This window comes from Amycolatopsis sp. NPDC003865 (genome assembly GCF_053605345.1).
Window position 1 is genome coordinate 161,266 of the sequence record NZ_JBSGJA010000015.1, and the last position, 22,077, is coordinate 183,342.

Annotated in this window: 31 protein-coding genes and 1 pseudogene; 12 read left to right on the plus strand and 20 right to left on the minus strand. The window is 68.8% G+C overall.

Going from position 1 to position 22,077, the window contains the following annotated elements; genetic code table 11:
- Positions 1-19: 19 nt before the first annotated feature.
- The 4 genes from ACWEVP_RS31835 to ACWEVP_RS31850 all read right to left on the minus strand — a co-directional run bounded on the left by ACWEVP_RS31835 (position 20) and on the right by ACWEVP_RS31850 (position 1,771).
- A complete protein-coding gene (locus ACWEVP_RS31835; RefSeq protein WP_452066244.1) occupies positions 20-277 on the minus strand; it encodes a hypothetical protein in 258 nt (85 codons plus the stop codon).
- Positions 274-582: a hypothetical protein gene (locus ACWEVP_RS31840; protein ID WP_452066245.1), complete on the minus strand. Its 309-nt coding sequence runs from the start codon at positions 580-582 to the stop codon at positions 274-276. Before ACWEVP_RS31840 ends, ACWEVP_RS31835 begins: the two co-directional genes overlap by 4 nt.
- A 503-nt stretch (positions 583-1,085) precedes the next feature.
- Entirely contained in the window at positions 1,086-1,478 is a 393-nt protein-coding gene (locus tag ACWEVP_RS31845) for a hypothetical protein (protein ID WP_452066246.1), read from the minus strand.
- The gene (locus ACWEVP_RS31850) at positions 1,475-1,771 is read right to left on the minus strand and encodes a hypothetical protein (RefSeq protein ID WP_452066247.1); all 297 of its coding nucleotides are present in this window, start codon (positions 1,769-1,771) and stop codon (positions 1,475-1,477) included. The genes ACWEVP_RS31845 and ACWEVP_RS31850 overlap by 4 nt, the downstream gene beginning before the upstream one ends.
- Before the next feature lie 148 nt (positions 1,772-1,919).
- On the opposite strand from ACWEVP_RS31850, the gene ACWEVP_RS31855 reads away from it, so the two are divergent.
- Together ACWEVP_RS31855 and ACWEVP_RS31860 are read left to right on the plus strand one after the other, a co-directional pair.
- Positions 1,920-2,843 (plus strand): helix-turn-helix domain-containing protein, encoded by a 924-nt coding sequence (locus ACWEVP_RS31855; RefSeq protein WP_452066248.1) that lies wholly within the window; start codon positions 1,920-1,922, stop codon positions 2,841-2,843.
- Positions 2,840-3,028 carry a DUF397 domain-containing protein gene (locus ACWEVP_RS31860; protein ID WP_452066249.1) on the plus strand — a complete coding sequence of 63 codons (189 nt, stop codon included), beginning with the start codon at positions 2,840-2,842 and terminating at the stop codon, positions 3,026-3,028. The genes ACWEVP_RS31855 and ACWEVP_RS31860 overlap by 4 nt, the downstream gene beginning before the upstream one ends.
- Before the next feature lie 98 nt (positions 3,029-3,126).
- Here the strand turns inward: ACWEVP_RS31860 and ACWEVP_RS31865 are convergent, their stop codons facing one another.
- From ACWEVP_RS31865 to ACWEVP_RS31930, 14 genes are all read right to left on the minus strand, one after another.
- Positions 3,127-3,963 (minus strand): hypothetical protein, encoded by an 837-nt coding sequence (locus ACWEVP_RS31865; protein WP_452066250.1) that lies wholly within the window; start codon positions 3,961-3,963, stop codon positions 3,127-3,129.
- Positions 3,960-4,436 (minus strand): hypothetical protein, encoded by a 477-nt coding sequence (locus ACWEVP_RS31870; protein ID WP_452066251.1) that lies wholly within the window; start codon positions 4,434-4,436, stop codon positions 3,960-3,962. Before ACWEVP_RS31870 ends, ACWEVP_RS31865 begins: the two co-directional genes overlap by 4 nt.
- Positions 4,433-4,897: a hypothetical protein gene (locus tag ACWEVP_RS31875; RefSeq protein ID WP_452066252.1), complete on the minus strand. Its 465-nt coding sequence runs from the start codon at positions 4,895-4,897 to the stop codon at positions 4,433-4,435. Before ACWEVP_RS31875 ends, ACWEVP_RS31870 begins: the two co-directional genes overlap by 4 nt.
- Positions 4,898-4,905: 8 nt before the next feature.
- Positions 4,906-5,469 (minus strand): hypothetical protein, encoded by a 564-nt coding sequence (locus tag ACWEVP_RS31880; RefSeq protein ID WP_452066253.1) that lies wholly within the window; start codon positions 5,467-5,469, stop codon positions 4,906-4,908.
- Complete coding sequence (locus ACWEVP_RS31885; protein WP_452066254.1) at positions 5,466-5,645, minus strand: hypothetical protein; 180 nt, start codon at positions 5,643-5,645, stop codon at positions 5,466-5,468. The genes ACWEVP_RS31880 and ACWEVP_RS31885 overlap by 4 nt, the downstream gene beginning before the upstream one ends.
- A complete protein-coding gene (locus ACWEVP_RS31890) occupies positions 5,642-5,860 on the minus strand; it encodes a zinc finger domain-containing protein (protein ID WP_452066255.1) in 219 nt (72 codons plus the stop codon). Before ACWEVP_RS31890 ends, ACWEVP_RS31885 begins: the two co-directional genes overlap by 4 nt.
- Positions 5,847-6,080 (minus strand): hypothetical protein, encoded by a 234-nt coding sequence (locus ACWEVP_RS31895; protein WP_452066256.1) that lies wholly within the window; start codon positions 6,078-6,080, stop codon positions 5,847-5,849. Before ACWEVP_RS31895 ends, ACWEVP_RS31890 begins: the two co-directional genes overlap by 14 nt.
- Before the next feature lie 808 nt (positions 6,081-6,888).
- The gene (locus ACWEVP_RS31900) at positions 6,889-7,593 is read right to left on the minus strand and encodes a hypothetical protein (RefSeq protein WP_452066257.1); all 705 of its coding nucleotides are present in this window, start codon (positions 7,591-7,593) and stop codon (positions 6,889-6,891) included.
- Positions 7,590-7,988 carry a hypothetical protein gene (locus ACWEVP_RS31905; protein ID WP_452066258.1) on the minus strand — a complete coding sequence of 133 codons (399 nt, stop codon included), beginning with the start codon at positions 7,986-7,988 and terminating at the stop codon, positions 7,590-7,592. The genes ACWEVP_RS31900 and ACWEVP_RS31905 overlap by 4 nt, the downstream gene beginning before the upstream one ends.
- Positions 7,985-8,371 carry a hypothetical protein gene (locus ACWEVP_RS31910; RefSeq protein ID WP_452066259.1) on the minus strand — a complete coding sequence of 129 codons (387 nt, stop codon included), beginning with the start codon at positions 8,369-8,371 and terminating at the stop codon, positions 7,985-7,987. The genes ACWEVP_RS31905 and ACWEVP_RS31910 overlap by 4 nt, the downstream gene beginning before the upstream one ends.
- Positions 8,368-9,423 carry a hypothetical protein gene (locus tag ACWEVP_RS31915; protein ID WP_452066260.1) on the minus strand — a complete coding sequence of 352 codons (1,056 nt, stop codon included), beginning with the start codon at positions 9,421-9,423 and terminating at the stop codon, positions 8,368-8,370. The genes ACWEVP_RS31910 and ACWEVP_RS31915 overlap by 4 nt, the downstream gene beginning before the upstream one ends.
- Entirely contained in the window at positions 9,420-10,217 is a 798-nt protein-coding gene (locus tag ACWEVP_RS31920) for a hypothetical protein (RefSeq protein WP_452066261.1), read from the minus strand. The genes ACWEVP_RS31915 and ACWEVP_RS31920 overlap by 4 nt, the downstream gene beginning before the upstream one ends.
- A complete protein-coding gene (locus tag ACWEVP_RS31925; RefSeq protein WP_452066262.1) occupies positions 10,210-10,401 on the minus strand; it encodes a hypothetical protein in 192 nt (63 codons plus the stop codon). Before ACWEVP_RS31925 ends, ACWEVP_RS31920 begins: the two co-directional genes overlap by 8 nt.
- A 266-nt stretch (positions 10,402-10,667) precedes the next feature.
- A complete protein-coding gene (locus ACWEVP_RS31930) occupies positions 10,668-10,955 on the minus strand; it encodes a helix-turn-helix domain-containing protein (RefSeq protein ID WP_452066263.1) in 288 nt (95 codons plus the stop codon).
- A gap of 192 nt (positions 10,956-11,147) precedes the next feature.
- On the opposite strand from ACWEVP_RS31930, the gene ACWEVP_RS31935 reads away from it, so the two are divergent.
- Together ACWEVP_RS31935 and ACWEVP_RS31940 are read left to right on the plus strand one after the other, a co-directional pair.
- Positions 11,148-11,669, plus strand: a complete 522-nt coding sequence (locus ACWEVP_RS31935) for a helix-turn-helix domain-containing protein (protein WP_452066264.1) — start codon at positions 11,148-11,150, stop codon at positions 11,667-11,669.
- A 162-nt stretch (positions 11,670-11,831) separates the two neighbouring features.
- Complete coding sequence (locus ACWEVP_RS31940; protein WP_452066265.1) at positions 11,832-13,013, plus strand: tyrosine-type recombinase/integrase; 1,182 nt, start codon at positions 11,832-11,834, stop codon at positions 13,011-13,013.
- 32 nt (positions 13,014-13,045) lie between these two features.
- Here the strand turns inward: ACWEVP_RS31940 and ACWEVP_RS31945 are convergent.
- A pseudogene (locus tag ACWEVP_RS31945) lies at positions 13,046-13,627 on the minus strand (ABC transporter ATP-binding protein); the annotation flags it as partial.
- Positions 13,628-13,856: 229 nt separating this feature from the next.
- Between ACWEVP_RS31945 and ACWEVP_RS31950 the strand changes: the two are divergent.
- Positions 13,857-15,551, plus strand: a complete 1,695-nt coding sequence (locus ACWEVP_RS31950; RefSeq protein ID WP_452066342.1) for an SDR family oxidoreductase — start codon at positions 13,857-13,859, stop codon at positions 15,549-15,551.
- A gap of 14 nt (positions 15,552-15,565) precedes the next feature.
- Positions 15,566-16,153, plus strand: a complete 588-nt coding sequence (locus ACWEVP_RS31955) for a TetR/AcrR family transcriptional regulator (protein ID WP_452066343.1) — start codon at positions 15,566-15,568, stop codon at positions 16,151-16,153.
- Between the two features lie 54 nt (positions 16,154-16,207).
- On the opposite strand, the gene ACWEVP_RS31960 is transcribed toward ACWEVP_RS31955, so the two are convergent.
- Positions 16,208-17,356, minus strand: coding sequence for a citrate synthase 2 (locus ACWEVP_RS31960; protein WP_452066266.1), 1,149 nt, complete (start codon positions 17,354-17,356; stop codon positions 16,208-16,210).
- 289 nt (positions 17,357-17,645) lie between these two features.
- Between ACWEVP_RS31960 and ACWEVP_RS31965 the strand changes: the two genes are divergently transcribed.
- From ACWEVP_RS31965 to ACWEVP_RS31990, 6 genes are read left to right on the plus strand one after another with little or no spacing between them, the layout of a single operon-like run.
- Entirely contained in the window at positions 17,646-17,948 is a 303-nt protein-coding gene (locus ACWEVP_RS31965) for an urease subunit gamma (protein ID WP_020641633.1), read from the plus strand.
- A gap of 10 nt (positions 17,949-17,958) precedes the next feature.
- Complete coding sequence (locus ACWEVP_RS31970) at positions 17,959-18,264, plus strand: urease subunit beta (protein WP_452066267.1); 306 nt, start codon at positions 17,959-17,961, stop codon at positions 18,262-18,264.
- Between the two features lies 1 nt (position 18,265).
- Positions 18,266-19,981: an urease subunit alpha gene (locus ACWEVP_RS31975; protein ID WP_452066268.1), complete on the plus strand. Its 1,716-nt coding sequence runs from the start codon at positions 18,266-18,268 to the stop codon at positions 19,979-19,981.
- On the plus strand, positions 19,981-20,652 hold the full coding sequence (locus tag ACWEVP_RS31980) for an urease accessory protein UreF (protein WP_452066269.1): 672 nt from the start codon (positions 19,981-19,983) through the stop codon (positions 20,650-20,652). The genes ACWEVP_RS31975 and ACWEVP_RS31980 overlap by 1 nt, the downstream gene beginning before the upstream one ends.
- Positions 20,642-21,328, plus strand: coding sequence for an urease accessory protein UreG (gene ureG / locus ACWEVP_RS31985; protein WP_452066270.1), 687 nt, complete (start codon positions 20,642-20,644; stop codon positions 21,326-21,328). The genes ACWEVP_RS31980 and ureG overlap by 11 nt, the downstream gene beginning before the upstream one ends.
- A complete protein-coding gene (locus tag ACWEVP_RS31990) occupies positions 21,325-22,041 on the plus strand; it encodes an urease accessory protein UreD (RefSeq protein ID WP_452066271.1) in 717 nt (238 codons plus the stop codon). Before ureG ends, ACWEVP_RS31990 begins: the two co-directional genes overlap by 4 nt.
- The last annotated feature ends 36 nt before the right edge of the window (positions 22,042-22,077 follow it).

Here is a 22,077-nt window from a genome sequence, read left to right on the forward strand (position 1 = left end):
CCTCCCTTTTGTGAAGTGCTTAGTATTCGCTTGCCAGGATGCCAAGGGCTTGCCCGAGGAAGATTGACGCATCCGCTACCCCGTGAATTGCGTCCGCACCTTCCCTGATTCTGCCCTGAATCTGTGAGACGTCTTTTGTCGTTCCGTCGGGTAGCACTGCGGCGATAAACATGGCGACTTCAGTCCACTTTTGGAGAACCGGTATCAGCATCTTGTAAAACTCGTCATTCTTTGCTGCCGCTTGAGCCAAATCGGCTTTGATCTGCTCGGGCGTCATGCGTTCTGCAGAGCCTCGGCGGTGGCAGAGCAGGACATCCCGCAGAGCTCAGAGAGCAGGCTCAGCGCGGCGGGCGTCAGCGTGATGACGTCCTTGGCTGCGGGGTATCCCTTGCGGCGCGAGAGAGCGACGCGCGCCCATCTGGCCGCGGGGCGGAGCTCGGCCCGCGTGGACTTGGCAACGGCCCGGAGGTTCACCCGGACCTCGTCGGGTTGCGTGACGGCGTTCTCCTCGACCGCGGCAACGACGTCGATCGGCTTGACGCGGAGGACGTAGCAGATTTCGAAGAATCGCGTAAACGTCATTTTCCGGCTTCCGCTTTCGTATGCCGCGATAGTCTGTATTGAGGCGTAGACGTCGAGTTTATTGTAAAGCGCGCTCTGGAGATCTTTCCGGGTCCACCCCCGAGCTTGTCTAATCTTTTTGAGCTGCACTCCAAGGAATTCGGAGGTGTTTTCGGTTATCGGGTGAGACAAATCTACGTTTCCTTTCGAGGACGTAGAGCGTGTTTTGGGCTGCCCGCACCCTGTGCGCGGATGCGTTCGGCGACCGTCATTTCTAGTCGGTGTGGCTGCTCGGCTGGTTGTCGTGGCTTTAGGACCACTGTGGGCGCTTCGTCGGCGTTGAACCGTTCGACCTCGCGCCGTACGTACTCGGCGTGGTCGTACGCGTCTTGTGCCGACCAACCGGCCTCGTTTCTCAGCGTTTCCAGCCGATGCAGGAACCGCCGCCCAATGAGGACGGCGGCGAGTACACACAGGCTGGGCCAGAGCAGGCACAGCAGTACCCCAGGAAGAGTCATCCGGGGTCACATCGTCCGCGGGGGAAGGATCTTCGCGGCGGTGGGGGCGCCGGGCTGGCCGGGGTCCGGTAGTTCGGAGAGCGCTTTGAGCGCTTCCTCTAAGGTGACGTCTTTTCGTGTCCACACAACGAATCCGTTCGGGTCCGTGCGTTGGACCATGACGTCCTCTTCGTGCTTCATGGCGAGGAGGTCAACGGAACCATCGTCGTGAGGGTGGATCACCACGGATGCGTCCGGTAGGTGGTCGAACGGGATGTAGTGACCTGACCGGATTCCCTCGCCTAGCTTGCGCATGGCGTTCGAGGCGGTTCCGAAGTCCTCGGCGGGTTGGTCTGACATGGGTGTCCCCCGTGTTCGTCTGTTGTGGGCTGTGCCGGTCGGCGTGATGCGGACGGTCACAGTCGGACCGTCCAGCGCTGGGTACGGTCCGGCTGAGCGGTGTCGGGGTTCACGCTCAGCCGGACCGCGATGATGGGCCGCCAGTCCTCGGCGCGGGAGGTGGCCGCGGGGGTGTCCCCGAGGCTGGCGGCCTTGCGGGCGGCGCTCAGGGCGCGCATCGGACCGGTCATCCGTTCCTTGCGGCGACGCCGAGCTGCCTGCCGGTACTTGCGGACGCCCAGGAAGATGAAGCCCGCCAGCAGAGTGCCGGCGGCTGCGCCGTACGCTGCGACGTGCCACGTGATGACGTGCACTGGGCGGACCCCCTTCCCTGGGGCGTCGGGTGTTTGGTAACGGTGACGCGTTACCAATATGAGTGGTCACAGGGTTGAGCGCAACCGTTACCGTTGGTCCGATCGGGTACCTTCCCGACACGCGCTGTTACCGCCTATCGTTTGGTTCATGGTTGTGACCAACACGCCCCCAGGGATGGCCCTCGGTCGCCTGCTGCGGCAGTGCCGAGAAGAAGCCTTTCCGGGCAAGGATCGCCGCGGTTCGATGCGACGCGTCGCCGCGCTGATCGGCGTTACGCACGCGGCGTTGTCACAGTGGGAATCTGGAAAGCGAACGCCGAGCGTTGAGAATGTCGTTCGACTTTTGACGATTTACAAGATTACCGGCGAGAAGTACAACCGCATTGTTGATATCGCTCGGCACGCCGGTCAGTCGAGCTGGGTGACGAGCGGTGCGATGGGTATTTCTCAGGCTTTGGCGGGCGTCCTCGAATTGGACGCTACGGCTAAGCGGATGTTCAAGTGGGCGCCGTCGTTGTTTCCCGGATTGACTCAGTGTGGGCCGTACGCGCGCGCGTTGATTATGGGTCGTTCGCGGAGTCCGCGGGGTGAGGTCGAGGCCAAGGTGACCTTGCGCGTTGGCAGTCGCGAGACGGTTAGCCGGAAGGGTGCGCCTGAGCTGACCGTGGTCGTGGGCGGTCAGGCGTTCGATCAGCGGGTTGGTGGCCTGGCCGTGATGGCTGAGCAGGGTCGCCACATGCTCAAGATGGACGCTGAGCTGCCGAACGTCACGTTCCTGGTGCTGCCGGTCGGCTGGGGGTATGAGCAGGACGAGAACATTCCGGAGGACGAGCGGAACGGCTGGCACGAGGGCCTGAGCGGCCCGTTCGAGCTGTACGAATTCGAGGACCGGTCCCCGGTCATCTATCTCGAACATTTCCGTTCGTCGGTGTTCCTCTCTGATGATGACGACGGTCAGGACGTCGACGATTACAAGGCCGCAGCGGAACGTATCCGCTGTGCGGCGATGAATCCCGAGGACTCGCGGGCTTTCATCGCCGATTGGGTTAACAGTCTGGAGAGGACGGAGTGAGCAACACAACGACAAAGCCGAGTTGGGTCGGTTTTAAGAAGTCATCGCGCAGCAACAACGAGACGGACTGTGTCGAGGTGCACCACACGCTCGGCAAGATCCGGGACAGCAAGGACCCTGCCAAGACAGAGGTCGACGGAGACGCGGCTGCCCTCGTGGCCGCGGTTAAGGCTGGCATCGTCTAGAACCGGCTGGCCTAACCCGAAGTAGGCGAATGCGCCCCCCGCAAGCTGCGCGGGGGGCGCATTCGCGTCTAAGCGTAATCGGTAACAGGCTGGGAAGACTAGTTACCGTTCTGGCTGGTCGTCTGCTGTCCGACGAGGTCGAGGACGTCCCCGATGCGGCACAGCGGCCGGTCCCGGTTGCTCTGGCGCTGGTGGTAGACCCGCCCATTGTGGAGCCAGGCGCGCGGCACGAGCCGTCCTCGGTTGATCCAGACACGGAGCGTTCCGAGCCGGATGGGGTGACCGTAGACGGCCGGGAGGGCGCGGGCGATCTCCGTTACCGTTGCAATCCGGTCCTCGACGAGGTCGAGCAGCCACGCGCGCCGCTGGGTGGTGTCGTACTGAGCTCGGCACGCCTGGCACCGGATGATGTCCGCGACCGGCCGTCCTCGGTCGTCGGCTCGGCAGTAGAGATCTCGGCCGCACTCGCACGGACCCGCGTAGAACAGCGGCGGCGGCCGGTCGATCACCTTGCGGGCCTCACGGACGGCGTACCTGACTTCGGCGACGAGCTGGCCCGCGTCGGGCTGGTAACGGGCGCGGTCCAGGAGCGTCGCCAGAGCGCGCGCGTGGGTCCACGGGTTGTCGGATACCGGGGGCTCGACGCCGACGCGCTCAGCGACGCTGAGGGACCAGGGCTTGAGGGTGTGCGTGAGCGTCGACAGGGCCTGTACCGCCGGGTAGTGGAGCGGGAGGGGCGTTTCGGTGCCGGGCGCGGCGACGACGTCCCCGGCGGGACCGACGCGGCCGAGCCGGGCGAGGGTGACGCCGAGCTGATCGACGAGCCATGCGACGGACACGAGCTCGCCGAGGGTTTCGACGGTGCAGGAGTGGCACACGAACGCGTCTCCGGCGGGCCGGTCGCACTTGTCGACGGCACACGGGTTGTCGGTCACGTGAGCTCCCCTCGTCGGCAGCAGCCGTCACACCAGCCGTGAGCCTGGACCATGCCGCGCTGAACGGACAGGTCGTCGGGGTCGGGGTGGGCGATCCCGTGCGAGCAGACCCGTTCCATGAAGTCGAGGTCAGTCCGCCAACGCATGGGCGCGTCCCTGAGCGGGTGGTCACTCGGGTTGTGCACACAGCACGGTTGCCCGGCGCATCGTTCCCAGTTGTGAGCCCAGAGGATGAGGCTGCCGCCGGTCAAGCCGACGACTTCGACCGTCGTCCGGTTGGGGCCGTAAGCGCGGTCGAGGCCGAACGGGTGCCAAGGGTTCATGAGGGACGGCGGCGCGGGCTGGGTGGGCTGTGTGGTCCCGGGTTCGTCCTGCCAGACGGCCTGGCACTCTTCGGAGCACCAGAACAGCGACGGGGAGTCCGCCTCAAGTGGGCACTCGCACACGGGGCATTCGCCGAGGTCGACGTTCACGGGGTGTCCTCCTCGGGCAGAGTGCCGGCGGCGGGCTCGTCGTTGGCGGGCACGCGTTTGGCGAGGGCTCGAGCCAGGGTGTTGACGAGTCGGTTGAGGCGCGCGACCTCGATCACGAGTCCGCTGTTCCGTCCGACTGCGGCGTCAAGCTGATCGGTCAGGGCCGTGATCTGGTCGTTGGGCTGGCCGTCGCACGTGGGGCAGGCAAGCTCGTCCTCGTCGACCCACACGCCGTCAGGGGCGTGTACGAGCTCGGCGAACACGGTGTCAGCCTCGGGGTGGAACGCGTGCGCGAGGTCGCGCAGGGCGAGGGAGATCACCCGGCGGTGGTCGGCGTCGATGTCGGGGAGCTCGGCGAGCTGCAGGACGGCGACGAGGACGCCCGCGGCGACGTCGGGACGTCGGGACGGGCGGAGCGTGCGGACGAGCTCGTCCACGCGAACGGTACGGGGGGCGTTCACGGTCTCTCCTATGTGGGCCATTCGCACCGCGTGAGCGGCGCGGTTTCGGGCTGGTGGCGGGTGGGAAGCACGCCGAGGTACTGGGCTCCCATTGAAGCGAGGACAAGCGCGTCCGCCTGGTTGTCGTCGAATGAGCCGGTCGGTGCCCACACGGGAGCCCAGAGGTTCAGGACGGCGGTGCGGACAGCGTCCTTGTCGGCGTTCCCGTTGCCGGTGATCCACTTCGCGCGGTTACGGGGTGGGACGACGGCGGCGGGGATGTCGCGCCGGAGGAACTGAGCGGCGAGGAACCACCACAGTCCGGCCCGGTCCCATGCGGACGCGGACACGGTCGACCCGTAGGACGGTCCCTCGATCACGACGAGGTTGGCGGGCAGGGACCACGCGCCGACGTCGCGGGAGATCTCGGCGAGCCGCCGGTACCGGTCGGGCACGGTGGCTCCCTTGTGTCCGGTCGACGGCCGGACGGCGGTGTCCACAGTGAACGCCCGCTTGTGCGGGTCGACGAGGATGCGCGCGAGTCCGGTCCGCCGTAGTGACGGGTCGATTCCGATGATGGTCAGCACGCTCACGGGCCGCGGGTCTCGTCCGGCTCGGTGAGGTCGAGCTCGACGCGCTTGATCGAGCCGCCGAACGTGCACACGGCAGTGATCTCGGCGTCCACTCCGGGCGGCAGCCAGCGCGTGAGGTCGGCGCACAGCTCTGCGGCGGTGAACGTCTTGCCGTGCGGGGTGATGATGAGCTTCACGGGTTCTCCTCGGCGGTGTCCACTTCGGGCGTGAGCGGCCGGAGCCGGGCGGGGTGGACGAAGTGGGCGAGCTCGGGTCCCTTGCCGCGGTCACCGCGGCACGGCTGGCCGGTCTCTGCGTGGCACCAGGGGCACGGCCGGGCCTTGCCGGTGGCTCGCATGATCGCCAGCGGCGGGTACCCGAGATTCGGGGGTCGGTGCTCAGCGGTCGGCATGGTCGACGTCCCTCGGGTTGCTGGCCGCCCATGCGGACGCCTCGATCACGGCCCAGGTCAGCAACCCGAGGTCACGGGTCCCGTGGGCGGTGCGGAGCATGACGCGATGGGAGATCGGGAGCCGGTCGAAGCACTCGCGGCAGAACGGCAGGGCGGCGACGACGCCGTCGCATCCGCAGTTGCCCAAACAGGACAGGGCTTGCGTGTTCTGATCAGGCACGTTGTGCCTCCTCGTCGGTGTGGTCGCATCGCTGGTACGGGGTGATCGGGATGCGTCGGCCGGGCTCGTACCGCCAGCCTTCGGCGTCGCACAGCGGGCACGCGCGGATCACCGTGCGCTTGAGCTCGTCCCAGGTCGCGGCGGACTTTCGGGCGTCGGCGCACGCTCCGCAGGGCGGGACGGGGCCGAGGTGGTCCCGGTGCCGGGAGCAACGTTCATCCGGTCTTGTGGTTGCGAGATTTCCGTTGGGGGGCGTACCTTCGCGCGCCCGTGTTGTTACCTCCCTACGGGAGGTAACCCCCTGCTTTTCTGGCTCTGTCTCTGTCTCTGCGATCGGTTCGCGATCGTTTTGCGATCCCGGATGCGATCGCACCCGCGATCCCGGCTGCCATGCCGGATGCGATCGCGGCTGCGATCGCTCGTGCGAGCAATGTGGACACTTCGGGTCCGGTCGTCCGGTAGCGACGTGCCACCGGACGTGATTCCCCAGCCCGCCAGCGTTCCGCTTCTGTGCGACCGCCTCAGCGATCTCCGCGGCGCTGCGCTGCCAGTCCAGGAAGTCGTGTACCTCAACGCCCTGGTCGTGAAGCTCGACAAGTCCCGCCTCGATCAGCTCACGTCGCAACCGCGGGGTTCCGCGCTTGGCCCACGCGGACGTCTTGATCAGCCCGTCATTCCGATGCCGGGCGCACCAACACCACGTCTCGACGAGAAAGCGGAACGCCCGATCGGACAGACCCTCGATCTTCGGGTGATCGGGCATTCCCTCGTGGACACGGATAAACGGCCGGTCGTCAGCGACCAACGGTCAGCCTCCCATCTGCTCAGCCAAAGCGACGCGTTCGGCCGGGCTGAGCTGAACGGCAGGGAGCAGACCGGCGCGCGCGGCCCGCACGGCGCGCAGGTCGACGAAGTCATCGGGCGTCCACAGGGGACGGTTCCGCGGCCACGCGTACGGGTTGTCCAGGGTGCGAAGGTCCCAGGCCGCGGGTGCGGCCCATCCGTGCCGTGCGGCCCAGGTGGCAGCCCGATGACACGGTCCGCCCACTTCCGAGTGTTCGCGGTAGAGGTCGAACACCGCGCGCCAGCGCTCGTATCGAACGGTCGGCGCGCTGATGAGCCGGGTGAGGTTGGACTGATTGGGAAGGCCGAGGGCTTCGGCCTGGTAGGCCAGGGACCAGCCAACGCGGGCCAGGGCGTGAACGCGACGGGTCACCCCGCACCCGGTGACCGTGGTCTGAATCGGGAGCGGGGTGAACCCAACGGCGAGGAGAGCGCGGGCGGCTCCATTGTGGATCCGCTGGTACCGGCCGTTGACGAGGCCGCTGACGAACGCGGGTGAGACACCCGCGGCGAGGGCGATCGACTGTGCCGGAAGGTAGGCAGCGATGAGACGGCGGACGTGGTCGCGGGTTTCGGTCGCGTCCACGTGCAGGTACTCGCCACGGAGGAGACGCAACCGGTCCGCCTTGCGCTGCGCGTACGGGCTGAGAGTGGGACTGGCGCGGGTCACGAGCTGCCTCCGGTGATCATGTCGCGGACGCGTCGGAGCGTCCTCTCAGCGGACAGGGCGCGCGCCTTCCAGCGGTCCCGCTCGGTGGTGATCTCGTTCAGCCGCCCGAGCTGTTCCAGCAGGGATGCAAGGGAGTCCGCCGAGCCGTGTCCGTTCGTCTTGGCCTTGACGGTGACCTTCGGTTCCTTCGGCTTGTGCCTGGACAGGTGGGGCCGGATGCTCAGGACGTTCCGGGACACGTAGTCGCAATGGGCACAGCCGTACGCGGTCGAGCCGTCTTCCAGCAGCAGCGTCCGAGTCTGGTCCCAGGTGACCGGTGCGCCGGGCCGGGAGATCGGTGAGGGAGTCGGTTCGTCGGCAAGGACTTCCAGCCCGAACGCCTTCGTTGCGGTCACCACTGGCCGCCCTCGTCCGTGTCCTCGTCGTCCGCCGCCGGCACTTCCGCGGCCCCGTCCACTTCGGGCGCGCCGAGGGATTCGAGCTCGTTCTCAAGGTCAAGGGGCAGCTCGACACGGCCGGTCCGGCGCTCGTGCGCCCGGCGGAGCAGACGACGAAGTTCCTTCGCGTCCGTCTCGTGGTCGCCGACGACCTCAATCGCCCGGATGCGCACGGTGGGGATGATGTCCCCGGAGTCGACGCTTTCAGTCCGCTTGGAACAGTCGAGCAGGACAACGGCGACGTGCACACTCTTGGGGTTCTCGGCCAGCGCGGGAGCGATGACCGCGAGTCCGTTCCGTTCGCCCTCGGGCATGGCTCCGCTGAGCTTGATTCCGCTCACTGGTCGTCCTCCGTGTCGTTGTCCTGGGGGGCCGGGGTTTCGTCGTAGGTCTGCATTTCGCTGAGCAGTGCCTCAAGGGCGGCCGGGAAGTCGTCGCCCGCCTGGGCTTCGAGCTGGCCCAACGTGTCGATCAGTTGCCCGGCTTCGCGAACGGTGAGCTCGGTCGACGAGCTCAGGTCCGGACGGCCGACGATGGCGCGCGCGATGTCGAGCTTGCGTCCGCGGTCGGTGATCTCGTGGTTCGTAAAGAACGCGTGCAACCGGGTGAGCTGGGCTTCGGTGACGGGCCGGTACGGGTCCGGCGAAGGTTCCTCGTCGACCACCTCGGCGTCCTGCGGCTCGTCCTCGCCGGGCAGCGGCGGGGCCGGAGCGGGCTCGACCCTGGCGGGCGCGGGTTCGGCGTCCTCGGGCGGCTTGCGCTTGACGGGCGTCTTGCGCTGGGCGGTGCGCCGCTTCGGCTGTTCGTCCACTTCGGGCGGCTCGGGCGTCACGAGGTGTTCGACGCCGTCGGCGATCTCTTCGGTGGCGTACGCGCCGCCGATGACGTCAGCGAAGATCAAGCGGCACAGCTCGGCGCTGGCGCGGGCGACGAGCATCTGACGCGGTCCCTGCCGCCAGTTCCGTTTCCCGGCAAGGCCCCAGTCGCGGGCGTCCTGGAGAGTCCACTCAACCTCGGTCCATTCCTTCTCACCCCGGCGGCGTCCGAAGACGACACACCGCGTCTTCGTGCGCTCCCCCCACTTCCAGTCGTGTCCGGCCGCGAGGACCATCGCGCGCATCTGTTCCGCGGACAGGGTCGGCGAGCCCTCAACCATGTGGACGGTCCGGAGACTCCGCATGGGACCGATGCCGAGCTCACGGCCGTAGAGCATCGCGGCGGCGACGGCCGGGGCGTTGCCGCGGAGCGCGCGCGGGACGAAGTCCGTGCCGTACACGTGCTCGGCAAGCTCGACGATCGGGCGCATGACCTCAACCCACGAGTCGACCGCGGTCGACTGGGGACGGTCGACCGCGGCCCGGGGCCGGTCGTACTTCTCAAGTTCTCCGGTCATGCGGGGACCTCCAAAGGCGGGGCGGGCAACGGGTCCCCGATCAGCTCGTGCGCGTCGGTGTCGACGAACGCGGCGACCTGTTGCACGTAAAGGAACTGCCGGTGTTCGGCCCGTTCGGCGACGACCGGGACGAGGTGCGCGCCATCGGCGCGGATGTGGACGACGCCGCATCGCTCGACCGGGAGCATCGGCTCTTCGTTGCCCTCGGTCGTCAGGTAGTGCGTCGCGTAGCGGTAGGCCGCGAGTTGCAAAACGGCCTCACGGAAAACGCCGGACTCGGTCGTCTTGAGGTCGAGCAGCCAGACGACCCGCCGGCCGGGCTCGGTGGGGTGCCGGAGATCGGCGATCAGGTCGAGCGTGCCCGCGTAGCCGTAGTCATGGGAGACAACGACCGCCTCGACGGCGAGCGGCTGAACGTCCCAAGTGTCCAGGAACGAGACGTACGACTCGACGTGACCGGCGATCTCCTCGGGCACGTCGACTTCGTGTCCGCGGGCCAGCTCGTCGCCGAGCCGGTGCACTTCGGACCCGCGACGCGCGGCGGCGTCACGGTGCTCGAACCGGGCACGGGACAGCCGCTTGACCCGCTCGCTCGGCGGGAGGTCGCTGAGCTCGTCCCAGTAATCAAGGGCGTAGTCGATCGTGGTCCGGGCGGACCATTCGATGAGGGCAGGCTTGGGACAGCCGTTGCCGAGGATGGTCGTCACTCCGGGGACGCGCTCCCCGGCCGCGTCGCGGTAGCTGTGTCCCTTGCCGTGGTTACGTCGGCTGATGGGCGGGGTGAACCTAGGCACCGCTGTGCCCCCGTCCCTTGTGACGGCGGTACCGGCGCATGGCGTCGGCGAGGTCGGCCCACTGGTCGTCGCTGCCGGGCCGGTCGACCGGGTCCGTGCTGAGCTCGACCGCGGCGCGCACGGTGAGCGCGACGAGGACGGCCAGGGCGAGCACCAGGGCGACGACGATCAGGCCCGGGGTCACGCGTCGGTCCCGCTCGGAACGGGGGTTGCCCCCGGCTGGCTTCCGTCGTGGCGCGTCGGCTTGCTCTCCGCGACCGAAACCCCGGTCAGACGCTCGACGAGCGCCACAGCGGGAATCAGGGTCGACGCGATGTCCGGAAGATCCGGGATACGATGACGGCCGTTCACGGTTCCGTCCTCTCTGATGTTGTGATCGTGAACGGGCGGGCGGTCCGTCAGCCGGGTCCGTCGCTGACGCGCCGTCCGCCCTTGTCTTGTGGGGCCTGGTCAGGCGCTGCGCATCGGAACGACCCGCGCGCACCCGCACGCCCGAGCCGAAGCACGGGCGGCCTGGTGATCCGCGCGAATCCAGGCGTCGACCGAGTCGACGTGAACCCGCCAGTGGCCGCGGTCGGTTCGCTGGTGTCCGTGGAGCTCACCGGAGTACAGAGCGGCCCGAACGCGGACGACGTGACGTCCGGCGCGGTCGGCCGCCTGCTGCGCGGTGAGCCACGGGGACGTGAGCTCGTGCTCCGTCCCGACGACGTCGGGGACGTCGGTGGGGTGTGTCGTCATGCACTCAGGCTAGCTACGTGACGCTATCGCGCAACGTCGCGTCACGCGACACTCTCACGTGCTCTGACCAGCGCGTTTACGGTGCCGAGTGAGTCACACCGGTGTGATTCCGCAGGTCCGCGCCCCATGATCGAATTACGTCACGTACCATCATGTTGCGTGACGTTGCGAGACGGAGGTTGAATACCACCCATGACGGTGATGCAGACAGAGACAGACGCACTGGTGCAGCTCGGCGAGACGGTGCGTGACGCGCGTGAGGCCCGCGGGTGGTCGATCAAGCTTGCGGCGTCCCGCGGAGGCGGGGACCAACGCTCGTGGTCGACAGTCGAGAAAGGGCGGCCGGTCAAGCCGACCACGTACCGGAACCTAGCGACGGCGTTCGGGATAGACGCCGAGCTGATCACTAACGCCGCCGACTCAGCGGACGCGCTCCCTGAGCTCGTCACCGCGTTACGCGCCGTCGTCGAGGCTCCGTCCACAGAGGGCGCGGCTGCGGCCCTGGCCGAGGTTGACCCGGCCGACCTCGACGACGCGCGGTTACTCGCGCTGCTCCGCGCGTGCGCCGACGAGCTGGAGGCGCGACTAGCCAGCCGGGCCGGACGGCTCGACGTGATCGAGGAAGCCCTACGGGCAGAGCGGGAGGTGAAGCGACCAACAGCCGAACGAATCAGTCAGCAGATCACCAGTGAGATAAGGAAAGGAACGCCCTAGATGGCTTGGGCAGAGAAACGACCGAACGGCCGATACCGCGGGTGCTACCGCGACCGACACGGACACGTGCGGTACCTACCGGGGACCTTTTCGTCCAAAGCGGAGGCGGAACGTAAGGCGGGAGCGAAAGAGGACGAGGTTCGCGCCCGTAACTCCGCGGACGTGTCCCCGGACAACCGCAAACTCACGATCGGCGAATGGGTCGATTCCTACTGGGAGAAACGCAAGGTTGAACCGGGCACATTGAAGCGGGACACGTCGAACCTGAAAACGCACGTCCTGCCGTACTGGGAGGACAAGCGGCTCAGGGACGTGACTCGTGACGACGTTCAGGAGTGGGTCGACGCGCTCACCGTCACCAGGGCTCTGAACGGCCCGAACAGGGGTGCACGGCTCAAGCCCGCGACTATCGTGCGGATCTATCTCGTGTTCTCCGGGATCTTCAAAGAGGCGATCGTCGGAAAGCCGAAAATGCCGTACACTCCGTGCATTAAGATCGACCTTCCGAAGATTGAGCCGCCCGAGGAGCATTTCCTTTCGCGTTCGGCGTTTGCGCGATTGGTTGCGCAAGCTCCGAATCCGGAAACGGAAATGTTTTGCTATCTCGGGGTCGGTACCGGAATGCGGTACGGCGAGATCATGGGATTGCACCGTGAGCGGATCGACCTTGAACAGCGGATGATCACTGTTCAGGAGACGTACGATCAGATGATGTTCGATATCAAGGGCTACCCGAAGTCGCGCAAGCGTCGCGGTATCCCGATCTCGGGCGAGCTTTGCGAGAGATTGGCCCGGTACATGGACGAGTTTCCGGCTCGCCCATGCCCGGTCGCCCACCGGTCCCACGAGGGCGCTGAGCAGAAATCCTGCCGAGGATCGTTGCTGCTCATGTCCTCACGTGAAGGAACCGAAGTGCGCGGCACCCAGTTTAGGTACGAGTGCTGGGGGCCGATGGTCCGGGCTGCCCAAATGGAAGAGGTGACCGCCCACGACCTCCGCCACACCTACGCGTCATGGATGATCCAGGGGAACCCGGCGATTGGTCAGCGGGGTCTGACGCTGGACGAGGTGAGTGAGTTGTTGGGCCATTCCAGCGTGCTCGTCACGAAGCGGTACGCGCACCTGGCGGGGGTCCATTGGGACCGCGCCCGCGAGGTGATCGAGGGCCGACCGTCGTCCGGCGGGGACACCCCGGACCCGGGGACTCCGGCCGCTCAGGAACTCGTCCGGGAGCTCGCCGGGTTGTCGGTCGCGGAATCTGCTCCCATTCTGCTCCCTACGGGGTCCGAGGACGGGGGCGCGGAGATCATCTCTCTCGACCGTTTCCGCAGGAAGAGCGGGTGATCTGATGGGCTAGAACGTCATGTTGCACCCCGCTCCGCATCGTCGAGGTAGTGGGTGGTCAGCAGGATGGTGGTGCCCTCGGCGGCGAGGTCGCTGATCAGCGACCAGAACTGCCGTCGGGCCTCGGGGTCGAAGCCGGTGGTCGGCTCGTCGAGGAAGAGCAGCTCGGGCCGGCCGATGATGCCGAGCGCGACGTCGACGCGCCGCCGCTGCCCGCCCGAAAGCGACTTGACCCGCGCCTTGGCCTTCTCGGTGAGCCCGACCTTCTCGATGACCTCGTCGGGGTCACGCGGGTCGGGGTAGTACCTGGCGAAGTGCCGCACGGTTTCCGCGACGCTCAGCTCGGCGGCGTCGTTGGCGGTCTGCAGGACGATCCCGATCTTCGACCGCCACGCGCGACCGGCCTTGCCGGGGTCCGCGCCGAGCACGCTGACCTCGCCCGCGGTCCGCTGCCGGTGGCCTTCGAGGATCTCGACGGTCGTGGTCTTGCCGGCGCCGTTCGGGCCGAGCAGGGAGAAGACCTCCCCCGGGGCGATGTCGAGGTCGAGCCCGGCCACCGCCAGGTGACCGGGGTACTGCTTGCGCAGGCCGCGCACGCTCACTGCTGTGGTCATGGCTCACAGCCTGGTCGCCCGCGGGCTCGATCGGGAGCAACGGCCAGCTGAATCCCGGTGTCCACCGTTCGGTGGACAGAGTCGTCAGCCGGGCCGCCTGGTTCCACGGGAAACCTCGAAAACGCTGTCATACAAGGGAAAACCGGAAATTTCCGCCCCGCATAACCGCCGTGAGGGTGAACGCCGCTATTGACAACTTGTCTAACATGACAGAATGTCTCACAAGTGGGTGACCGCCAGCGACGGTGTCCGCCTCTCCGTCACCATCGACGGCCGGGAAGACGGGCCCACGGTCGTGCTCGTGCACGGCTATCCCGACAACAGCTCGATGTGGGGCGGGGTGGCCGCGTCGCTGAAGGCGAAACACCGGGTCGTCACCTACGACGTCCGCGGGGCCGGACAGTCGGACAAGCCGGCGGGACGCGCGTCCTACCGGTTGGACCAGCTGGCCGACGACCTGCGCGCGGTCGTCGAAGCGGTGCAGCCCACCGGCAAGGTGCACCTGGTCGCCCACGACTGGGGCTCGATCCAGACCTGGCACGCCGTCACCGGCGACGGGCTGCGCGGCCGGGTCGCGTCCTACACGTCGATCTCCGGCCCGAGCCTCGACCATGCCGGCGCGTGGTTCCGCGCCCAGCTCACCCGGCCGACGCCGAAGCGGCTCAAGAACGCGCTGAGCCAGTTCCTGCACTCGTGGTACATCCTCGCGTTCCAGCTCCCGCTGATCCCGGACCTGCTGTGGCGCACCGGTCTGCTGGGCAAGCAGATCCAGCGCATGGAGCCCGACGCGGCGCCGCCGGACAAGTCCGACGGCCGCTACGGCCTCGAGCTGTACCGGGCCAACATGTTCACGCGGCTCTCGCGGCCCGCCCCGCGGCCCGCCGACGTCCCGGTGCAGGTGCTCGCCCCGACCGGCGACGCCTACGTCACCACGCCACTGCAGACCGAAGTCGCGCGCTGGGTCCCCGACCTGCGGATCCGCCGGGTCGTCGGGACGCACTGGGTCACCCGCGCCAAGCCGGAGGTCGTCGCCAGGGCCGCTGCGGAGCTGATCGAGTACGCCGAAACCGGTGCCGAAAGCCGGGCGCTCCGCCAGGCCCGCGTGGGCGTGGGCCGGTTCGCGCACAAGCTGGTCGTCGTCACCGGTGCCGGCAGTGGCATCGGCCGGGCCACCGCGCTCGCCTTCGCCGTGGAGGGCGCCGACGTCGTCATCACCGACATCGACTCCGCGGCCGCGAAGGAAACCCTGAAGCTGCTGGGAGACCACGGTGCCGCCGAGTACACAGTGGACTCTTCGGACGGCGGGGCCGTGCACCGGTTCGCGCAGGATGTGCGGGAGCACCACGGTGTTCCGGACATCGTCGTCAACAACGCCGGGATCGGGATGTCCGGCCCGTTCCTCGACACGTCCGTGGAGGATTGGGAGCGCGTCATCGACGTCAACCTCTGGGGCGTGATCCACGGCTGCCGCGCCTTCGCGCCGATGCTCGCCGAACGCGCCGAGGGTGGTCAGATCGTCAACCTCGCCTCGGCGGCCGCCTACCTGCCGTCGAAGATCCTCACCGCGTATGCGACGACGAAGTCCGCCGTGCTGACGTTGAGCGTCTGCCTGCGCGCCGAGCTGGCCGAGCACCACATCGGCGTCACGGCGGTGTGCCCGGGAATCGTGAAGACGAACATCACGGAAACGACGACTTTCGTCGGGGTGTCCGAAGAGGAACAACGGCGGCGGCAGAAGGAAAGCTCGAAGCTCTACGCCCGGCGCGGTTTCGGCCCGGAAGGCGTCGCGCGGGACATCCTGCGGGCGGTGGAGAAGGACACCGCGATCGCACCGTCCACCCCGGAGGCGAAGGTCGCGCTGGTCCTTTCGCGACTGACGCCGGGGCTGCTGCGGGCGGCGGCGAAGCTGGACCTGACGCCGTGAGCAGACCGCGGCGGATGTCGCCGCAGGCCCGCCGCGACGACCTGATCCGCGCCGCGCTCGACCTGTTCGGCTCGCGCGCGCCGGAGCTGGTCACCGTGGACGACATCGTGGCCCGCGCCGAGGTGTCGCGGCCGCTGTTCTACCGGTACTTCTCCAGCCTGCGCGAGGTGCAGGTGGAGGCGCTGCGCACGGTCACCGACGGCCTCATCGACGGCCTCGCCGGGCTCGAGGAGGGCCCGCCCGAAGCCCGGTTGAAGGCGGCCGTCCGAGGGCTGATCGACGTCGCCGACCACTACCGCGCGGGCTACATCGCCCTGCTCCGCAGCGGCTCGGTGATCGCCACGTCCGAGACGGACGCGGCGATCGACGAGGTCCGCAACCGCGCGGTGGCCCTGATCCTGGACGCGCTCGGCGTCGAAGACCCCTCGCCACTGCTTTCGCTTACCCTGCGCTGCTGGACGGCGGTCGTGGAGGGCGCGCTGCTGAGCTGGCTCCAGGAGCGCACGGTCCCGCACGAGCACCTGGACACGTGGCTGGTCGACCAGCTCACGGCCATGCTCGGCGCGACCGCCGCCCACGACCGAAGCGGCACTTTCACGTGAAAGTGAGGTGGAGGGTGCCTCCGGGTCACTTTCACGTGAAAGTGCGCATAGGGGTCAGTGCTTGGTGACCAGTTCCCAGCCCTCGACGTCCTCGGGGGTGCGGGGCGCCGGGCCGACGTACTTGGCCGACGGCCGCACCAGGCGTCCGGTGCGCTTCTGCTCCAGGATGTGCGCGGCCCAGCCGGCGGTGCGGGCCGAGCTGAACATCGCGGGCATCATGTGCGGCGGGACCTCGGCGAAGTCGAGGATGACCGCGGCCCAGAACTCGACGTTCGTCTCGATCGGGTGGTCCGGACGCCGCTCGCGCAGCTCCTTCAGCGCCGCCTGCTCCAGCGCGGCGGCCGCCTCGTAACGGCTCGCGCCCAGCTCCTGGCAGGTGCGGCGCAGCACGCGCGCCCGCGGGTCCTCGGCCCGGTAGACGCGGTGCCCGAAGCCCATCAGGCGCTCCTTGCGGTCGAGGATGCCCTTGACCAGGCCCGCCGGGTCGCCGGTGCGCTCGACCTCTTCGATCATCGGCAGCACGCGCGCCGGGGCTCCGCCGTGCAGCGGGCCCGACATCGCGCCGATGGCGCCGGACATGGCCGCGGCCACGTCCGCGCCGGTGGAGGCGATGACGCGGGCGGTGAAGGTCGACGCGTTGAGGCCGTGCTCGGCGGCCGACACCCAGTAGGCGTCCAGCGCCTTGACGTGCGCGGGGTCGGGCTCGCCGCGCCAGCGGACGAGGAACCGCTCGGTGATCGAGTGGGCCTCGTCGACGCGGGTCTGCGGCACGGCGGGCTGGCCGATGCCGCGCGCCGACTGGGCGACGTAGGACAGGGCCATCACGGAGGCGCGGGCCAGCTGCTCGCGGGCCTCTTCGTCGGTGATGTCGAGCAGCGGGCGGTAGCCCCAGATCGGCGCGAGCATGGCCAGCGCGGCCTGGACGTCCACCCGGACGTCGCCGGTGTGCACCGGCAGCGGGAACGGCTCGGCGGGCGGGAGGCCGTGGCCGAACCGGCCGTCCACGAGAAGGCCCCATACGTCACCGAAGGTCACCTTGCCGGCGAGGTCCTCGATGTCGACGCCGCGGTAGCGCAGCGCACCGCCGTCCCGGTCGGGTTCGGCGATCTCGGTGTGGAAGGCGACGACGCCCTCCAGACCCGGTCGGAAGCCGTCGTCGGGTTGGCCGGACGGCTGTGGCTTGCTGATCGTGGAGGTAGTCACTGTTTCGCGGAACCTTTCGGTGCGCTTTTTTCCCCGTCTTGGTGGTGGTGCACGCGCGGACGGAAATGCGCACGGAACGCGCGCGCCATCGCACGGATGGATAGACCTTGCTCCCTCGATGGCCAGGGGGCAATCGAAAGAAGCGGTGGTTTCGGTCACGATTACGAGAACGATTCAGTCACCGAAGCCGTCCGGCCGGAGAATTTTCGCCACGGACTGTGACGAAGCCCAGGTTAAAGGTATGTTTCCGAACCAGGCGCGGCCGTGGTCCGGGTGATAGACCTAGCGGATGCACCTCAGCCCGCAGGAGCGCGACAAGCTGCTGATCCACGTGGCGGCGGACGTCGCGCGGAAGCGGCTGGACCGCGGCGTCCGGCTGAACTACCCCGAGGCGGTCGCGCTGATCACCGACCACGTCCTCGAAGGGGCGCGCGACGGGCGCACGGTCAGCGAGCTGGTCGCGAGCGGCCGGACCGTGCTCTCGCGGGCGCAGGTGCTCGACGGCGTGCCTGAAATGGTGGACTCGGTGCAGGTGGAGGCCACGTTCCCGGACGGCACGAAGCTCGTCACCGTGCATGACCCGATCGTGTGAAGGAGGGCCGATGCACCCCGGTGAGATCATCCCCGGCGACGAGCCGGTCGAGCTGAACCCCGGCCGGCCGCGCGTCCGGCTGCTGGTCCGCAACCTCGGCGACCGGCCGGTGCAGGTCGGCTCGCACTACCACTTCGCCGCGGTGAACCCCGGCCTCGAATTCGACCGCGACGCCGCCCGCGGGCACCGGCTCGACGTCCCGGCGGGGACGTCGGTGCGGTTCGAACCCGGCGTCGAACGGGAAGTGGACCTCGTTCCGCTCGCCGGCGCCCGCCGCGTGCCGGGCCTGCGCTCCGAATTCTCGGGAGACTTCTGAAATGCCGCAGATCGACCGCGAGCGCTACGCCGAGCTGTTCGGCCCGACGACCGGCGACCGGATCCGGCTCGCCGACACCGACCTGCTGATCGAGGTCACCGAGGACCGCTCGATGGGGGCCGGCGGCTCCGGCGACGAGGTGCTCTTCGGCGGCGGCAAGGTCATCCGCGAGTCCATGGGCCAGGGCATGGCGACCCGGGCGGAGGGCGCGCCCGACCTGGTCATCACCGGCGCGGTCATCCTCGACCACTGGGGCGTCGTCAAGGCCGACGTCGGCGTGCGCGACGGCCGGATCGTCGGCATCGGCAAAGCGGGCAACCCGGACACGATGGACGGGGTCGACCCGGCCCTGGTCATCGGCCCGTCGACGGAGGTGCTGGCCGGCAACGGCAAGATCCTCACCGCCGGCGGCATCGACTGCCACGTCCACTTCATCTGCCCGCAGCTGGTCGACACGGCGCTGGCGGCGGGACTGACCACTTTGGTCGGCGGCGGCACCGGACCCAACGAGGGCACGAAGGCCACCACCGTCACGCCCGGCGCGTGGAACCTCGGCCGGATGCTGTCCGCCATGGACGGTTACCCGGTCAACGTCCTGTTGCTGGGCAAGGGGAACACGGTCCGGCACGAGGCGCTGCGCGAGCAGCTCGCGGCCGGCGCGGGCGGCTTCAAGCTGCACGAGGACTGGGGCACGACGCCGGCGGCGATCGACGCGTGCCTCACCGTGGCCGACGAGGCCGGCGTCCAGGTCGCGATCCACACGGACACGCTGAACGAGGCCGGCTTCCTGGAGTCCACTGTGGACGCAATTGGCGGGCGCTCGATCAACGCGTACCACACCGAAGGCGCCGGTGGCGGGCACGCGCCGGACATCATCGAGGTCGTTTCGCTGCCGAACGTGCTGCCGTCGTCGACCAACCCGACCCGGCCGCACACCGCCAACACCCTCGACGAGCACCTCGACATGCTGGTCGTCTGCCACCACCTCAACCCGTCGGTGCCGGAGGACCTCGCGTTCGCCGAGAGCCGGATCCGGCCGTCGACCATCGCCGCCGAGGACGTGCTGCACGACATGGGCGCGATTTCGATGATGAGCTCGGACTCCCAGGCCATGGGCCGGATCGGCGAGGTGATCATCCGGACGTGGCAGACCGCGCACGTGATGAAACGCCGTCGTGGCGCGCTGCCCGGCGACGGCGCGGCCGACAACCTGCGTGCCCGCCGCTATGTCGCCAAGTACACGATCAACCCGGCCATCGCGCACGGCATGGAGACCGAGATCGGCTCGATCGAGGTCGGGAAGCTCGCGGATCTCGTGCTGTGGGAGCCGAAGTTCTTCGGCGTCCGCCCGCACGTGGTGTTGAAGGGCGGGTTCCCGGCGTGGGCGGCGATGGGCGACGCGAACGCGTCGATCCCGACTCCGCAGCCGGTCATGGCCCGGCCGATGTTCGGCGCGAACATCGGGGCGGCGCTGAGCCTGCACTTCGTCGCACCGTCCGCTTTGGACAGTGGGCTGCGCGAGACGTTCGGGATCACGCGACCGCTGGTCGCGGTGTCGAACATGCGCGCGCGGACCAAGGCGGACATGGTGCTCAACGACGCCACGCCGGACGTGCGCGTCGAGCCGGACAGCTTCGCCGTGCACGTCGACGGCGAGCTGATCGAGCCGCAGCCGGTGACCGAACTGCCGATGGCCCAACGGTACTTCCTCTTCTGATGGACCTTTCGGCGTTGATCCTCGCGGACTCCCGCTTTCCCGGCGGCGGGCACGTCCACAGTGGCGGGCTGGAGGAGGTCGTCTCCCGGCGGCTGGTGACTTCGGTGCGCGACCTGCCGGGATTCCTTTCCGGACGGTTGCGGACGGCGGGTTTCCTGGCGGCCGTTTTCGCGGCCGCTTCGGCGCACGCGGCCGTCGCCGGGGGCAATTGGTCGCTTTTGGACAGCGAGCTGGACGCGCGCACTCCGTCGCTCGCGCAGCGCGAGGCCTCCCGGGCTCAGGGGCGCGGCACCGCGCGGGCCGGGCGGATCGCCTGGCCGTCTCCCGTGCTGGACGCGTTGCTGACCGAAACCCCGCGGCCGCACCATCCGATCGTGCTGGGTGCGCTGGTCGGCGTCGCGGGCGGTTCGCCGTACGACGCCGCGATGGCGGCCGCGTACCTGGCGGTGAGCGGCCCGGCGAGCGCGGTGGTGCGGCTGCTGGGGCTGGACCCGTTCGCCGTCAACGCCGTCGTGGCACGCCTGGACCTCGCTTCGGTTTGTTCGGCGGCGGCCGCCGTGGCGGGGGACGACCCGGCATCGCTGCCGTCGCCGGGGTCGCCGGCGTTGGATCTGTTCGCCGAGGCACACGCCCGGCACCACCAGGAAGAGGTGCGTCTCTTTGCCAGCTGAACACGGCCACGGCCACTTCCACGAGGTCAACTTCGACCCGACGGCCGCCGAACCCGACCACTACGACGCGGCGCCGACGGCCGGTCGCGCGTACCGGATCGGCATCGGCGGCCCGGTGGGTTCCGGCAAGACGGCGCTCACCGCGGCGCTGTGCCGCGCGCTGGGTGACGAGATCAACCTCGCGGTGGTGACGAACGACATCTACACCACCGAGGACGCGGACTTCCTGCGCCGCGCGGGCGTGCTGGACCCGGCGCGGATCGAGGCGGTCCAGACGGGAGCGTGCCCGCACACGGCGATCCGCGACGACATCACGGCGAACCTGGACGCGGTCGAGCGCCTGGAGGAGAAGTTCCCCGGCCTGGACCTGGTGATCATCGAGAGCGGCGGCGACAACCTGACGGCGGTGTTCAGCCGCGGGCTGGCCGACAGCCAGATCTTCGTGGTCGACGTCGCGGGCGGCGACAAGGTGCCGCGCAAGGGCGGACCCGGCGTCACGACGGCGGACCTGCTGGTGATCAACAAGATCGACATCGCGCACCTGGTGAACGCGGACATGGCGGTGATGACGTCGGACGCGCACCGGATGCGGGGTTCGCTGCCGGTCGTCACGCAGTCCCTTGTGGACACCCCGGACGCACCCGACGTCGCGGCCTGGGTGCGTTCCCTGCTGTGAAGGCCCACGCCCGCCTGACGGCGTGCTTCGACGGCACGCGCACGGTGCTGCGGGAGCTGCGGTCGATGGCGCCGTTGACGTTGTTCCCCCGCCGGGGCGGTGGACCGACGGCGGTGGTCCACCTGGTCAACTCGGCTACGTCACCACTGGGTGGGGACGAACTGCTGCTGACGGTGCGGGTGGGGCCGGGTGCGTCGCTCCGGTTGTCCGGCGTCGCGGCGACGTTGGCCTTGCCCGGTCTGCACGGCGAGCCCTCCTCGTCCACAGTGGACATCGAGGTGGCCGAGGGCGGTTCGCTGGAGTACCTGCCGGAGCCGACGGTGATCACGTCGCGGGCCCGGCACGCGGCGGTGTTCCGGGCTTCGCTGGCCGCGGGCTCGTACCTGCACACGCGGGAGGTGCTGGTCCTGGGGCGGGCGGGGGAGCGCCCGGGTTCGCTGACGACTTCCTTGGACGTCACGCGGGATTCCGTGCCGGTGCTGCGCCAGACGCTGACGATCGGCTCGGAGCTGGACGGGAGCCTGGCGGTGCTGGCGGGCCGCCGGGTGCTGGCCACGGACCTGGTGGTGGGCGGGCCGGAGCTGCCGGCGGCCTCGGGCGACTGGTGGTCGCGCAGCCCGCTCGCCGCCGGTGGCTCACTGGTGACTTCGCTGGCGCCGGACGCCGTGGCGGCGATGAAGGGGCTGACCGAGGCCGGCGCCGCGGCGTTCTGAGCAGCCCCCGTTTTCCACGCTACCGGGAGGGGCCGA